The organism is Candidatus Poriferisodalis sp., assembly GCF_965208485.1.
Taxonomy (GTDB): domain Bacteria; phylum Actinomycetota; class Acidimicrobiia; order Acidimicrobiales; family Poriferisodalaceae; genus Poriferisodalis.
On the sequence record NZ_OZ242344.1, the window covers coordinates 3,501,725 to 3,516,874 of the forward strand.

The following is a 15,150-nucleotide window of genomic DNA, read 5'->3' on the forward strand; positions in this document are numbered from 1 at the left end:
CTCCTGTGAGAACGCTTGCGGGACTCGCTGCGATGCATCGGAGCAAGTGACGTGGGGTAGAAGAGTCGTCGTTGCGAAGCTGCAAATGGGTGTGTGTCGGAGTGGTCTGGCGAGCCTTGTCAGGCCCGCAATGCTGTGTTCGCAGGGTCGTAGGCGGCCTCGGCGAGCACGGTGGCGGTGCGTCGCTCGCCGAGCAGGTCCAGCTCGAAAGTGCTGCCGGGGGCTTCGAATGCGGGGGCGACGTAGACGAACGCGAGGCTGCGGCCGACCGAGTGACCCCAGGCACCGCTGGTGCCGATGCCCATGGGTTCGTCACTGCCGGGCGCGAACGCGGGCTCGTTGCCGCGCACGTCGTTGTCGCCTGCATTCACCTCGCAGTAGGTGAGCACCATCGACAGCGGCTCGCCTCGCTCCTCGGCGTCACGCCGTGCCACGGCGGCGTCGCGGCCGATGAACGGGCGGCTGTAGTCCACGAAGCGCCCGAGCCGGGCTTCGACGGGCGTGATCTCGGTGGTGAGCTCGCTGCCCCACGCCTTGTAGGCCTTCTCGATGCGCATCACGTTCATGGCGTAGCTGCCGAAGTGCACCAAGCCGTGTGGCTGCCCGGCCTCTGCGACCGCGTCGTACAGCCGGTCCAGCTCGTCCATACCGCAGTGCAGCTCCCAGCCCAGCTCACCCACGTAGGACACCCGCAGCGCCTTCGCAGCCACGCCGGCCACCGTGATCTGTTGGGCGGTGAGCCAGCCGAACGCGTCGTTGTCGAGGTCGGCATCGGTCAGGGACGCGAGCACGTCGCGTGCCCGTGGCCCCGTGACCCCCAATATGGCGGTGCTGTCGGTGGCGTCCCGCACCTCGACCTGCTCACCGGGTCCGATGTGGTCGCGCAGCCAGTCCAGATCATGGCTCTGGCCCATGATCGCGGAAGCCAGCCAGTAGCGGTCGGGTGCCAGGCGGGCGATCGTCATCTCGCACTCGATGCCGCCGAGGGTCGTCAGCATGTGCGTGAGACGGATGCCGCCGTCGCGTCCCGGCAGGCGGTTGGCCGACAGCCGATCCAGCAGTGCCCCGGCGTCGCGCCCGCCCACCTCGAACTTGGCGAACGCGCTGAGATCGGCCACGCCGACCCGCTCGCGCACGCCCCGCACCTCGGCACCCACCACGTCATGCGCATTCGAACGGCGGAACGAGTGCGCCTCGGGCGCGCCGTCGGGCGAGAAGTACTGCGGACGCTCCCAGCCGTAGATCTCCTGCCACTGCGCGCCCAAGGCATCGAAGCGGCCCCACAGCGGTGTGGTCTTCACCGGCCGGCCGGCGTCGCGTTGCTCGCCCGGCAGTCGCACTTGGTACATCTCGTGGTACTCGTCGAGCGCTTTCTCGAGTGCGAACTGCGACTTGGGGCCGGTGTGGTCGCCGAAACGGCGCGGATCCATCGCGCGCACGTTGATGTCGGTCTGCCCGTGGACCATCCACTGCGCCAAGTACTTGCCGGCGCCCGGGCCTTGGGTGATGCCGATCGACGCCCCGTTGCAGTGCCAGTAGTTGCGCACCCCGGGGGCAGGTCCCATGAGGTAGCCCGAGTCGGGCGTGTGGGTGATCGGCCCCGAGACGACCTGTTTGATGCCGGCGTCGGCGAGCACGCCGATGCGCTGCTGGGCGAAGTCCAGGCATTCCTCGAGCACGTCGAGGTCTTGGCCGGGCAGGTGGAAGTTCAGGTCCCAGTCGATGCCGCCGACGCCGTACGGCCGGGAACCTGACATCTCGTACGGTCCGATGAGCAGGCCGTCGATCTCCTGGCGGTAGTAGCAGGAGGCTCGCGGGTCTCGCACGACGGGCAGCTCGAAGTCGAGCGCCTCGACCTCGGGCACCGTCTCGGTCACCAGGTATTGGTGGATGACTGAGACGATCGGCACGTCGAGCCCGATCATGGCACCGAGCTGGGGGGCGTAGTGCCCGGCGGCGTTCACCACATGCTCGCAGTGGATGGTGTCCTGCTCGTCGTGCTCGTTCGAGCTGTTTCGCCGACGGGCAGTATCAGCACCGCCGCGCACGATGGTGATGTCCCAGCTGCCGTCGGGGCGCTGCGACATGCCGGTCACCAGCGTGTGTCGCATGATGCGGCAGCCCAGGTCGCGGGCCCCTTTCGCCATCGAGTTGGTGCAGCTTGACGGGTCGGTCCAGCCGTCGTTGGGCGTGTAGAAGCCGAGCTGCACGTCGCTGAGGTCGGTCAGCAGCGGATGCTGCTCGGCGATCTCGTCAGGGGCGATGAGGTACGACTCCACACCGATCTGGGTCAGCATCGCGTGGACGTATCGGTGCCAGTCGACTTCGTCGTCGGTGCGAGCCAGCCGGATGGCGCCGCAGCCGTGCCAGCCGGCGAACAGACCGGTCTCGGCTTCGAGGCGGGGGTACAGCGCCACGGCTTCTTCGTGAACCTTGGCCATGTTGAGATCGCCGATGAAGTTGGGGATCAGCCCGGCGGCGTGCCAAGTCGAGCCCGAGGTGAGCTCGCCCTTCTCGACGAGGATCGTGTCAGTCCAGCCTTCGTGCGCGAGGGCATACAGCAGGCCGACACCCATCGCCCCGCCGCCGACGATGACGCACTGCGCTTGTTCAGGCATGCTCAGCCATGCCGGGCCTGCTCAGTCATAGACAGGTCCCCAGTAGTCCAAGCCATGTGCTGGCCGGACCTCCGGCGCCGACCCATGGCATGCCGATGTGATGCGCGCAAGCTATCACCCACCCCGCGCACATCCGCGCGTTTCAGAACGCCGGATCTGCACGTTCCTTCAGGTACGACAGCAGCGCCGGAACGTGCTGGATCTCGTCGATCACTGCGGGCGTGCCCAACTCGGCCAGCAGCCCACGCGAATCTGATTTGCTCGCTCACGGCCGAGCTGCATGCGGACGCGCAGGTTGGCGGGGTCGTAGAAGCTGCGGATCGAGGGCGTGGCGTCGAACTCAAATGGGGTTCGCGGTTCGTTCGCGAACTCTCTCAGCAGCCAGCAACGACAACTCGGCGCAATACAGGGACCACTCACCATTGCTCCATCTCGAGCTTTCAACAATTCTAACAAGTTATAACAAACAGAACAAAATATATCTAGAACAACAGCGTCCATCACCACTACGCTGCCGGACAACAGAAGTCCTAGGGAGGTGATGCCCCATGCCGCCGACCAATCCGTTCGCGCCTTCCTTTGGCATCACCCCGCCGAAGCTGGCCGGACGTGACGACATTCTGGCGACTATCGAAACGGCGTGGTCCGCAGGGCCGACCCATCCCGACTACACCACGCTGCTCATCGGTCGGCGCGGTACCGGCAAGACAGTCGTCCTCGGGGCGTTGCGCTCACTCGCACTAGACCGTGACTGGCTGACTATCTCAGAAGCCGCGGCGACTTCCGGGCTGCCCAACCGGCTTGCTCACAGGGCGGCTGAGCACCTCAACCGGAGAGTCGAAGACCTGCTGCCGAGCATCGTCGCCGATCTCACCGCCGCTGGAGTGGGACTGGGTGGCAGCTATGACCCCCATGCTGACCTCGCCCGCCGGTTGCCCCACCTCTTGGAAGGACTCGCCGCTCAGCTTGAGGCTGACGGCGTCGGCGTCGTGCTCACCATCGACGAGTTGCACGGCGGCGACATCGACGAACTCAGAGCCCTCGGAGTCGCCATCCAAGACGTGACGCGCGTCCGCCGACTTCCGTTGGCGTTCGTAGGCGCAGGTTTGCCCCTTCTGGAGGACACTCTGCTCGCCGACGCTGCCGTCACGTTCCTCCAACGATGTGGTCGCTACGACATCGGTCACCTTGACCCGCACGCGACTTGGGTCGCCCTCGCCGAACCCGTGCGCGAACTCGGCGGGCGGATGACGCCCGAAGCCATCGAGCGTGCCATTGAGGTGTCGCAGGGCTATCCGTTCCTGGTTCAGCTGGTTGGCTACCACGCTTGGGAAGCGGCCCCGCAGCCGACCGTCGAGGTGACGTTGGACGACATGACCATCGGCACCGATGCGGCTCGCCGCCAGATCGGGCAGCTCGTGATCGCCCCACTCTGGCGTGACCTTGCCCACGGATCACGTCGGTTCTTGGCAGCCATGGCCATCGACGACATAGCGACGCAGATGGCAAACATAGCGACGCGTCTCGAAGTGAGCAATGCCTATGCGGGCGTCTATCGAAGCCGCCTGATGAAGTCCGGCCTGGTGGCCTCCGCAGGTCACGGCAAGATCGACTTCGCACTTGACGCGACTCGCCAGTGGGTCAGGAACCTCGATGAATTCCCGTTGCTCCGCGAATCGCTCAAGATCGCCGGCTGCCGTGCTGTCGGATTCACGAGACCCCAGCCCACCGATCAAGCCGAAGCCGGATCGACAGAACACGACTCAGTTCACGAAGGTGGCTGAGTGAAAGCTCGAAGGCCCGCCGAGGCGGACCTTCGCCCAGCCACCAGAAGCGACTGGGGGGATTGGACTCAACGTGCAACGCATGCGCGTGAGGCGCTACGTCTTGCGCGACTACATGCGGACGCGCTGGTTGGTGGGGTCGTAGAAGCTGCGGATCGAGGGTGTGGCGTCGATGCGGCGGCCGGCGATCTCGATGTCGAAGCTGCCAGCGTCCAGCCATGACTTGGTGACTGCCTGCGGCTCCGGCTCGTCCGCCGTTGGATGCGTCACGTAGCCCATCGCCAGGCAGCGATTCTCGGTGTAGCTCCACATGGCCGACGTGACCCGACCGACGAGCTCGCCGTCGCGGCGGATGGGCTCGTCGTGGTAGGCGAGCACGTCGGGGTCCTCCAGCCGGAACTGGATGAGGCGCCGTGTGCGCGGCAGCGGGCGCTGTGCCTCCAGCGCCGCGCGGCCGATGAAATCCCGTGGCTTGTCCCATGCGATGGCGAAGCCCAGCCCTGCCTCGAGCGGCGTGTCCTCGTCGCTGATGTCGTGTCCCCAGTGGCGATAGCCGCATTCGAGGCGCAGGGTATTCATGGCGTGGTAGCCGGCATGTCCGAGCTGCAGCGACTCGTCCGCTGCTGCAGCGTCCCGGAGCGCCTCGTACACCGCGACGGCCTGGGCATTGGGGACATAGAGCTCCCAGCCGAGTTCGCCCACGTAGCTCATGCGAATCGCCAGGACCGTTTGCGGGCCTGCTGATGTGGCGATGTCGATGTGCTGCGCCGAGCCGAAGCCGAACGAATCGTTGTCGAGCGCGGCGTCGGTGACCGAGCTGAGCAACTCCCGCGAACGCGGTCCCATCAGCCCGAGCACTGCCCAGTCGTCGGTCACGTCCGCAATCTGGACGTCTCTCCCACGGCAGTGGCGCCGCAGCCAAGCCCAGTCTCGGGTCTGGCAGGCGGCCGAGGTGACCACCCAGAAGTCGTCGTCGCCCAGCCGGGTGACGGTGAGGTCGGCTTCGATGCCTCCCCGCTCGTTGCACCACTGCGTGTAGACAGCCCGCCCGGCGGGCACATCGATGTCGGCCACGCTCAGCGTGTCGAGCACCTCCAGCGCATCGGGACCGCGCACGGTGAACTTGACGAACGACGACTGGTCGAAAGTGGCCACGCCGTTGCGGACTGCCCCGCACTCGCGGCCTGAATTGTCGAACCAGTTCTGCTTGCCGTAGCTGTAGCGGTACTCGCGCTCCTGGCCCGGCTCGGCGAACCAGTTGGCCCGCTCCCAGCCGGCCGTCTCGCCGAACACCGCCCCCGCAGAGTCCATTGCATCGTGCAACGCGGAACGGCGCTGGTTGCGTGCACTCGTGTACTGGAAGAACGGCCAGTGCATCGCATACAGCAGTCCGAGGCTCTCGCTGATGCGCTCGCCGAGGTACGTCTCGTCGGCTTGGAAGGGCATGGCCCGTCGGATGTCCACCGCACAGAGGTCCATCGGCGGGTGCCGGTCGGCGATCCAGTCGGCCAGCACCCAGCCCGCCCCGCCCGCTGACTGGATGCCCACGGAGTTGAAGCCTGCGGCGACGAAGCAGCCGTCGACCTCGGGGGCCTCGCCCAGATAGTAGGTGCCGTCGGGCGTGAACGACTCGGGGCCGTTGAAGAACAGCTGCACGCCGCAGTCCGCCAGCACCGGCACGCGGTGACACGAGCGTTCATAGACCGGGCCGACATGGTCCCAGTCCTCGTCCAGCGTCCCGAATTTGAAGTCCCGACCGATACCGCCGAGTCGCCACACCTTGGCGGCCGGCTCGAAGAAGCCGACCATCAGCTTGCCGGTCTCTTCCTTGAAGTACGTGTAGTTGGTGGGGTCGCGCACGATGGGCGTGGAGGTGTCGAGCCCTTCGAGCGGCTCGGTGACGACGTAGAAGTGCTCGCACGCCTGCAGTGGCACGTTCACCCCGATCTGTGCGGCGAGGTGGCGGGTCCACATGCCGGCGGCCAGCACCACCGTCTCGGTCTCGATCAGGTGGTCTTCGCCGGCGGCGCTCGCGGTGCCGGGCAACGGCTCGCCGGCGGCGCTCGCGGTGCCGGGCAACGGCTCGCCGGCGGCGCTCGCGGTGCCGGGCAACGGCTCGCCGGCGGCGCTCGCGGTGCCGGGCAACGGCTCAGTCCGGACGCCGCTGATGGCGCCGTTGCGGGTCTCGAGCCCCGTCACGGCGATGCCCTCGACAATGCGGCACCCGCGGGCGCGGGCGCCCTTGGCCAGCGCCATCGTGACGTCCACCGGTGACACCATCCCGTCGTCCGGCAGGTACAGCGCACCCACCAGGTCGTCGGTGCGCATCAGCGGCCACATCTCCGACAGCTCGTCCATGTCGAGCTCTCGAGACTCGACCCCGACGGATCTGCCCATCGATGCGCCGCGCAGGATCTCCTCCCAGCGCTCAGCGTCGGAGGCCACCGAGATCGAGCCCGGCGCCCGGAACCCCGTCGCCTGGCCCGTCTCGTCCTCCAGCGCCTCGAACAGGCGCACGGTGTAGGTGGCCAGCTTGGTCAGGCTGTAGGTCGCCTTGAGCTGTGCTGCCAAGCCGGCCGCGTGCCAAGTGGTACCCGAGGTGAGCTGGTTCTGCTCGAGCAGCAGCACGTCGGTGATACCTCGCCGCACCAGGTGGTACGCAATCGCGCAGCCCACCACACCGCCTCCCACCACGACGACCTCGGCACGATCTGGGATCGTGCGATTGGATGCAGCACGGTCCGGAAGCGAGCGATCGCGCAGGGCTGGTCCGGGTGGAGTCTGTTCTGCCATCAGTACCGCCTCAGACGCGTTCGAGCAGGTCGGGGGTCAGATCCGCGGTCGAACGAACACCGTTCAGGCGCATCGTCCGCGTCATTCCTTCGACGAAGTAGTTGAGCACCCAGTCCACGCCGGTCTCGCCGGCCGCGCCGAGCGCGTAGAGGTACGCCCGGCCGATCATCGCCGAGTCGGCCCCCAGCGCCAGCGCCTTGATGATGTCGCTGCCGCGCCGGATGCCGCCGTCGCAGATGACCTCGCAGCGATCACCGACCGCTTCGCGGATCGTCGGCACGCATTCCACCGGGGCAGGCGCCCCGTCGAGTTGGCGGCCGCCGTGGTTCGACACGATCACCGCATCGAGCTCCATGTCTGCGGCGATCTTGGCGTCGTCAGGCGACAGCACGCCCTTGAGCATCACGGGTCCGTCCCAGCGATCCCGGAACCACTCGATGTCGTCCCACGACAGCGACGGGTCGAACTGGCTGTTGATGTAGTCGGCCAGCGCTACGGCACCGCCGCCGTCGCCGCCGGTCGCCCCCTCGCAGTTGGAGAACTTGATCGGCTCGTTGCTGAGGAAATCCAGCAGCCAGCGCGGGTGCAGCAGCCCATCGATGATGGTGTCCGGCCCGAGCTGGGGGGGAAGGCTGAAACCGTGGCGGACATCCCGTTCACGGCGCCCGAGCACCGCCGTGTCGACGGTGATCATGATGGCCTCATAGCCGGCCGCAGCAGAGCGCTTCAGCAGGTCAGCCATCAATTCGCGATCACGCCAGACATACACTTGGAAGAACTTTCGGCCCGAGCACACCTCGGCGACCTCTTCCACCGAGCGGGTGCCCATTGTCGAAAGCGAATACGGGATCCCGGCCCGCTCGGCCGCCCTCGCTACCGCCAACTCGCCCTGCGAATGGGCGATGCGGTCAAAGCCCGTCGGGGCGATCACCAGTGGGATCGGCACTTCCTGGCCGAGCACCTTGCCCGAGATGTCCACCTCGGTCACGTCGCGCAGCACTCGCGGGCGGAATTGCCAGCTGTGGTACGCAGACATGCTGCGTTCGGCGCTGATCTCGTCCTCAGCGGCACCGTCGATGTAGTCGAAGCAGCCGCCGGGCATCCGGCGCTTCGCCATGCGGCGCAGGTCGGATACATCGGCAGCCCGGACCAGATGCCGTTTGTCGGGGTCGCGTTCAAACTCGCCGAACTGCATGACGCTGCGGGCCGTCTCGTAGGCCTGCGATACCCACTTCGTCGGACTTGCCATGGCGTGCCTCCTTCCCGCCGTTCGCTCAGGGTTCCCACGAACTCGCCTGCTGTGCCAACCGACTGTGAAGCCGACCCGTTCGTGGATGTTCGTAGTGAGTGCTGCCCGGTAGTACCGGGTGCCTCCGAACTCTACGATGTGCCCGAACTTCCATATGCCCTCCCCGCTGCGCCGCAGACTGCGGTTCGGGCATCCGGCCCTGCCGGCCGACTCTGCCGAACGATGCGAAAGTGAGCCCGTCATGGCCACAACCGCCGAACTTGCCGAGCGCTACCGGGCGATCATGCCCAGCTTCATCAGCCCGCTGTACGCCGAGCCCGTTTCGATCGATCGGGGCGAAGGCAGCTACGTCTTCGATTACGAAGGCAACCGCTACCTGGACTTCTTCGGTGGGGTCCTCACCACGATGATCGGGCACAACAATCCGGCGGTGGCCGCAGCGGTGCAGTCCCAAGCGGCCAAGGTGATGCACACCTCGACGCTGTACCTGAATGAGGAGATGATCTCGTTCGCCGAAGAGGTCGCTGCGGTCTCAGGCATCGCTGATCCACGGGTGCTGTTCACCACCTCGGGCAGCGAGGCGAACGACACCGCGATCCTGCTGGCGACCAACTACCGCCGCTCGAACCAGGTGCTGGCGATGCGCAACAGCTATCACGGGCGTTCGCTGACGGCGCAGGCCATCACCAGCCATCGGGGGTGGTCCACCAGCAGTCACAGCGGGCTTGACGTGCACTTCGTGCAGGGCGGCTACCGGCTGCGCAGCCCGTTCGGCCACCTCGACGACGACGCCTTCACTAACGCTTGCGTGGAGGATCTCGTCCAGCTCATCGATATGACCGATTCGGGAGGGTTCTCGGCGCTGATCGCCGAGCCCATCCAAGGCGTCGGCGGCTTTGCCACGCCGCCCGACGGGTTCTTCGGCGCCTTGGGCAAGGTGCTGCATTCGGAGGGAATCCTGTTCATCTCCGACGAGGTGCAGACCGGCTGGGGTCGTACTGGGGAGCACTTCTGGGGTTATGAGGCCCACGGCATCACGCCCGATGCGATCACCTTCGCCAAGGGCGTGGGCAACGGCATCACCCTGGCGGGCATCGTGGCGCGAGCAGAGCTCATGAACTGCCTTGCCCGCACATCGTTCACCACCTTCGGCGGGAATCCGCTCTCGACCGCGGCGGGCCGGGCCACCTTGCGCTACCTGCTCGAGCACAACTTGCAGGCCAATGCCGCCGAGCGGGGGGCGCAGATGCGTGAACGCCTAGCGCACGTGTGCGACGCGTCGCCGCATGTCGCCGAGCTGCGCGGCAAGGGGCTCATGCAGGGCATCGAGTTCTGCCACCCCGGCAGCATCGAACCCGATGCCGCGACCTCGACCGCTGTGGTGGAGGCTGCCAAGGATCGTGGCTTGCTGGTCGGCAAGGGCGGCCTGTACGGCAACGTCATTCGCGTCACGCCGATGCTGAACGTGACCGAAGCCGAGATGGACGAGGGCCTCGACATCCTCGTCGCTGCCCTCGAAGCCTTGGACTGAGCGCGAACGGCGGACGTGTCGCCGGACGGAGCGACCGTCACTTCGTAGACGTGAGACACGGCGAGCAACACCAGCGGCAGGGCGTGCCCCCAAGCAATGACTACCAACGCCCAGAAGAGGCCGGTCGCCTCCACGGTGTCCTCGCTGCGGCGCAGGACGCTCACCGTCTGGGTGCCACTGGGTAGCGGACGGTGATCTCGCCGTTTGTGTCGGTGCGGCACCCTGTGGTGGTCCCGTTGGCGTTGACGCAGTCGGCTCGGGTGCCGCCGCTGGGACCGGCGGACACTCTGACCCCCGCCAGCGCGCCGGTGATCGGCGCCCGCGCGCCGCTGGGGGAACTGAGCCGCAGCCGCAGCTCGCTGTGCGAACCGGCACGGCCGACACGGGTGCTGTGTCGATGCCGCCCCACAGCCGATCATCGCCCGCTCCGCCCCGCAGCGTGTCGTCGCCTGGTCCGCCGTGTAACTCGTCATTGTGACTCTGGCCGTCGAGGATGTCGTCGCCGGGCCCACCCCACAGAGTGTCGTTCTGGGTGTTGCCATAAAGGCGGTCGCTGGACCGCCGTGTCAGGGGCATTCCAACCCGACAATCAACAGCAACGTACGCGTAAGGCCGACAGCCACAGGGATCCTCCCGAATCGGGGCTACAAAGCACCTCCGATTCTGGGGGATCCCTGCCTATGCCACCGGGACCCTCACCGGACTACTCCACGCGCAAACGAAGCGCCCCTTCGGGCGGCCGGATTCCGAGCCGCAGACGCAGTTTCAATCAGCGACTTCGGGGTGACGGCTACGCGATCACCCGCAAGGCCGGTCTCGGTGCTCAGTCGAGCTGGGGGCAGCGGACGCCGACTCGATCGGCGATCGTGCAGGCGAGGTCTCGGTAGTCGTCGTAGCAGTCGCGGACCGCGTTCACGTGGCCGCCGACTGCACCATCGGCGGCTCTGAGAGAGAACATGGGTTTGCGGGCGTCTTGGGCATAGGGCATCAGGCTCCGGTAGTTCTTGAGCAAGCCGAGGCAATGCTTGTCATCGGTGACCCGTCTGCTGCGATCGCCGGATTTCTGCAGCACCGCTGTGCGGTACTCGTTCGGGATGGCATCCATCCACCGCGCATATGCCTTGACCGGCCGGTCCAAGCGCATTGCATGTTGCTGCACCACATAGCCGATCGGCTTCATGTGTCCCGAGGGAAGCTCGAGGCTGCTGAGTCCGTCAGTCTGGCCCGCTTGGGCCAATCGCTGCTGCCAGCCATGCCGCCAATTCGCGAGCGCGGGGCCTAGGTTGCGAAGGCCTTGAAGCGAGAACAAGTCAGGGGCGAGCGGGACGACTACGAAGTCCGCCGCGATGAGCGCGGCGCGGTTGATGGCGCCGAGGTTGGGCCCGACGTCGACGAGCACGAATTCGGCCTCGGCCTCCTCGCGCGCTTGCTGCAGAATGCGGCCGAGCGCCGAGATAACGCGGAAGGCACGTACGTCTCCGTCGCCACTCCGAGGCCACTGGGCGGAGAACTCATCCTCGGCGGCTGACAACGACAGATCGCCGGGCACGAGGCACAGGGCTGGTCGCGGAACGATTGTCTCCGGCGTGCTGATGTCACCTGTGCCCTCCAGCAACGGCATCAGGGCGCCGTGAATCGTCTCTCGCGGTGCATGTGGCGACCACAGGTCCTCCGCTTCCCATTCGTCGAGAAACATGCTCGTGAGGTTCGCCTGTGGATCGAGATCTGCGGCGATGACACTGACGCCCAAGTCCGCGTACATCCACGCCAGGTGGTAGACGAGCGAAGTCTTGCCGACCCCACCTTTGTTGTTGAAGAAGGCAACGGTAGTCATCGCGCTGGCCTTACCGTGACGAGGACTCGATGATGTTCGACCTCGAACTTTGCTTCAGGATTGCCGTTCTCGCGCAAGCTTCTCCGCGCGAAGGGGATACCAAATCCAAAGCGCTGGGCGAAACCGAGATTGTGCATTATTTCAGCAACGAGCTGGTTGCGGTAGCTGGTTGGCCCTTCGCCTAGAGCGTCCGTCGTCATGCCGCCAAATAAACCGCCAGGACTCTGGACTTCGACGCGGTCTGAGTACCAAGACAATCGGATCGGTGCGCTTCCGGCATCGGGGTCGTAGCTACGGTGCATGACGGCGTTGTAGGCCAGTTGACGCAATGCCTCGATTGGGTAGTCGGGGAAGCGTTGCTCGCGGCGACCGGAAGTGATGTCGAGTCGGGTTTCGACATTAAGTTCGATCAACTGGCTGAGGCCACCAAGTACGTCGGTCAGCTGACCGGCCAGTACAGATTGGCTCTTGATCGGATCGAAGATCTCCGCGCCTTCGTACCGAACAAACTGCACGTAGGCGCTAGGGAACCAGAGCCTGGGGTCACGGCCAAATGCTAGAAGGGCCCCGTTTGTCGGCGAATCTCTTCGAAGCAGGCGCAGCGAACGCATCTGTTCCTCAATGGGCCGATCGTTCTCTTCGATCACATCAGGCGCGATGGCAGACGGAAGATACTGGCGTTCGATGTAGTTGAGATCGAGATCCGAAATGCTGGCTTCGGCAGCCTCGCGAAGGTCGAATTCGATGTCAGCCGAGCGTCTTCGTTCAGCGAGGAGTCGCTCATCGGCCGGAGATGCGAGGCGAACCGTTGGTCCGATCCGCACCCACACTCGTCCCTTGTACCGAACCGGTGGGTCCGTCGCTGGCTGCACCGACACTACGGCGATATCGCAGCCGTCGAAAAAGTGGCGCTGGACATCCATCGAGGGAATCGGCAACGTCAGGCCGTCACTGCGCATGTCCGCCAGCCGCTTGAGCAGTTCGTCATTGACCTGCAACCCGGCGCCCCGGCCATCATCGGTAACCCCGATAGCGATGATCCCGGGCTTGCCGTGTGCGGGCAAGTCATTCGCAAATGCGCAGATGCACCGTCGGATCTTCTCGGCGTCGGATGGGGACTCCTTGCGTTCGACGAGGTCCGACTCTATGCCGCCCGCCATCGCGGCGAGCTCAGTGTCTGTGTAGCCACGGGGCACCACGTTCGCAGAGTATCTGCCATACCCGGTGACTCCCAGCACGTGTTCGTCAGGCGAACGTGCCGACCTACGGATGCTCCGAGACGCTTCGCGGTCGGTGAGGGGCGAGTCGTAGTCTGTTGCCCAGCACATCCGGGCACAGCTCTGGCTGACCGGCGAGGCCACCCTGCGAGGTTGCGATGTCTGAGTACTCGGCACCCATCGACGACATGATGTTCGTGCTCGAACACATCGCCGATCTCGACGGTCTGGCAGCTCACGAGCAGTTCTCCCATGCCGACCTCGACACCGCCGGCGCGCTGCTGGAGGAGGCGGGCCGCTTCATGTCCGCCGAGGTGGCACCGCTGAACGTGCCCGGCGACCAGCAGGGCCTGGACTTCGACGAGGGCGTCATCACCCACCCCGACGGCTTCGGCGAGGCGTACCGGAAGTTCGTCGGCGCCGGCTGGAACGGCATGGCCTTCGATCCCGACTTCGGCGGCGGCGGCATGCCGTGGTGCGTGGGCCTGGCGGTGCAGGAGATGCTGACCTCGGCAAGCATGGCGTTCAGCCTGTGCCCGCTGCTGACCCAGGGCGCAATCGATGCGCTGCTGCACCATGCCGACGAGACGCTGCAGCAGACCTACCTGCCCAAGATGATCAGCGGCGAGTGGTCGGGCACCATGAACCTCACCGAACCCCATGCGGGCTCCGACGTGGGCGCCCTGACGAGCCGCGCCGAGCCCCAAGCCGACGGGTCGTATCTCATCTCGGGCACCAAGATCTTCATCACCTACGGCGAGCACGAGCTGACGGACAACATCGTCCACCTCGTGCTGGCCCGCACACCCGACAGCCCACCCGGCACCCGCGGCATCAGCCTGTTCCTGGTGCCGAAGTTCCTTGTCAACCTCGACGGGTCGCTGGGCGAGCGCAACGACCTGCGGGCGGTGTCCACCGAGCACAAGATCGGCATTCACGCCAGCCCCACCTGCGTGATGTCCTACGGCGACAACGGCGGCGCGGTGGGCTACATGGTGGGTCCCATCCACGGCGGCATGCGGGCCATGTTCACGATGATGAACAACGCACGCCTGTCGGTGGGCCTGCAGGGCCTGTCGCTGACCGAGCGGGCCTACCAGCAGGCGCGTGACTACGCCGTCGAGCGCAAGCAGGGTCGGGCGATCGGGTCCGAGCTGCCGCCCGGTCAGTCCTCGCCGATCGTCGATCATGCCGACGTGCGCCGGATGCTGATGACGATGCGGGCCAACGCCGAGGCGATGCGCTGCGTCATGTACTTGAACGCCGCTGCCATCGATCAGTCGCAGTCGGCGGCTGATCCCGATGAGCGTGCGCAGGCTGACGAGCTGGTGGCCATCCTCACGCCGATCAGCAAGGGCTGGGGTACCGACGTGGGTGTCGAGATGACCTCGCTCGGCGTACAGGTGCACGGCGGCATGGGCTACGTGGAGGAGACCGGGGCTGCCCAGCACTGGCGCGACAGCCGCATAGCGCCGATCTACGAGGGCACCAACGGGATCCAGGCCGCCGACCTGGCGTTCCGCAAGCTGCCGCTGGACGGCGGCAAGGCCATGGCGCGGCTCATCGGCCAGATCGGCGAGACCGCCGCGGAGCTGGCTGCGAGCGACGACGCGGACCTCGAGGCGATTGCCGCCCCGCTGAGCGCGGGGGCGGAGGCGTTCGGCAACGCGGCGATGTGGCTGGGCACCCAGCTCGCATCGGCGCCGAACGACGTGGCGGCCGGCTCGACTCCGTTCCTGCGTCTGGCCGGCGTGGTGGTGGGCGGCTGGCTGATGGCTCGCAGCGCCCAGACGGCCGTGCACCTGCTGGCCGGGCAGGGTCTCAGCGTTGCCGATGCCCGTGAAGCCGACGGCAGCGGCCCGTCGTCGCCGCAGTTCCTCGCCGACAAGATCGCCACGGCGCACTTCTACGCCACCCAGATACTGTCGGGTGCAGCCGGACTGGTCCCCGCCGTCACCGGCGGCGCCGATCTCTTCTACGCCATTCCGGCCGAGCGCCTGTAGGGAACCGCGCGGGAAGGTGAACCCTCGTGTTGTCGCACCAGTTGCTTCCCGCTCTTGTTCGCTTCGCTCGCGGGCCGCTCGGACCCGGGGTTCAGCCTCTGCTCCGGGGCGATGGTGGGTG

The 15,150-nt window shown here is 66.4% G+C and carries 8 protein-coding genes and 1 pseudogene; 3 read left to right on the forward strand and 6 right to left on the reverse strand.

The annotated features are described in order from the left end of the window. Window positions 1-119: 119 nt before the first annotated feature. Window positions 120-2,618: a GcvT family protein gene (locus tag ACOGXQ_RS16420; RefSeq protein WP_419944681.1), complete on the reverse strand. Its 2,499-nt coding sequence runs from the start codon at window positions 2,616-2,618 to the stop codon at window positions 120-122. 548 nt (window positions 2,619-3,166) lie between these two features. On the opposite strand from ACOGXQ_RS16420, the gene ACOGXQ_RS16425 reads away from it, so the two are divergent. Beyond that, window positions 3,167-4,402, forward strand: a complete 1,236-nt coding sequence (locus ACOGXQ_RS16425) for an AAA family ATPase (RefSeq protein WP_419944682.1) — start codon at window positions 3,167-3,169, stop codon at window positions 4,400-4,402. Window positions 4,403-4,513: 111 nt separating this feature from the next. Here the strand turns inward: ACOGXQ_RS16425 and ACOGXQ_RS16430 are convergent, their stop codons facing one another. Further along, the gene (locus tag ACOGXQ_RS16430; protein WP_419944683.1) at window positions 4,514-7,195 is read right to left on the reverse strand and encodes a GcvT family protein; all 2,682 of its coding nucleotides are present in this window, start codon (window positions 7,193-7,195) and stop codon (window positions 4,514-4,516) included. 10 nt (window positions 7,196-7,205) lie between these two features. Then, window positions 7,206-8,444: an alpha-hydroxy acid oxidase gene (locus tag ACOGXQ_RS16435; RefSeq protein WP_419944684.1), complete on the reverse strand. Its 1,239-nt coding sequence runs from the start codon at window positions 8,442-8,444 to the stop codon at window positions 7,206-7,208. Between the two features lie 241 nt (window positions 8,445-8,685). Between ACOGXQ_RS16435 and ACOGXQ_RS16440 the strand changes: the two genes are divergently transcribed. Beyond that, complete coding sequence (locus ACOGXQ_RS16440; RefSeq protein WP_419944685.1) at window positions 8,686-9,975, forward strand: aspartate aminotransferase family protein; 1,290 nt, start codon at window positions 8,686-8,688, stop codon at window positions 9,973-9,975. 438 nt (window positions 9,976-10,413) lie between these two features. On the opposite strand, the pseudogene ACOGXQ_RS16445 reads toward ACOGXQ_RS16440, so the two are convergent. The 3 genes and pseudogenes from ACOGXQ_RS16445 to ACOGXQ_RS16455 all read right to left on the reverse strand — a co-directional run. Beyond that, a pseudogene (locus ACOGXQ_RS16445) lies at window positions 10,414-10,551 on the reverse strand (hypothetical protein); the annotation flags it as partial. A gap of 247 nt (window positions 10,552-10,798) precedes the next feature. Next, window positions 10,799-11,809 carry a ParA family protein gene (locus ACOGXQ_RS16450; RefSeq protein ID WP_419944686.1) on the reverse strand — a complete coding sequence of 337 codons (1,011 nt, stop codon included), beginning with the start codon at window positions 11,807-11,809 and terminating at the stop codon, window positions 10,799-10,801. Then, entirely contained in the window at window positions 11,806-12,969 is a 1,164-nt protein-coding gene (locus tag ACOGXQ_RS16455) for an ATP-binding protein (RefSeq protein ID WP_419944687.1), read from the reverse strand. The genes ACOGXQ_RS16450 and ACOGXQ_RS16455 overlap by 4 nt, the downstream gene beginning before the upstream one ends. A gap of 215 nt (window positions 12,970-13,184) precedes the next feature. Here ACOGXQ_RS16455 and ACOGXQ_RS16460 point away from each other — a divergent pair, with 215 nt between their 5' ends. Then, a complete protein-coding gene (locus tag ACOGXQ_RS16460) occupies window positions 13,185-15,029 on the forward strand; it encodes an acyl-CoA dehydrogenase (protein ID WP_419944688.1) in 1,845 nt (614 codons plus the stop codon). The last annotated feature ends 121 nt before the right edge of the window (window positions 15,030-15,150 follow it).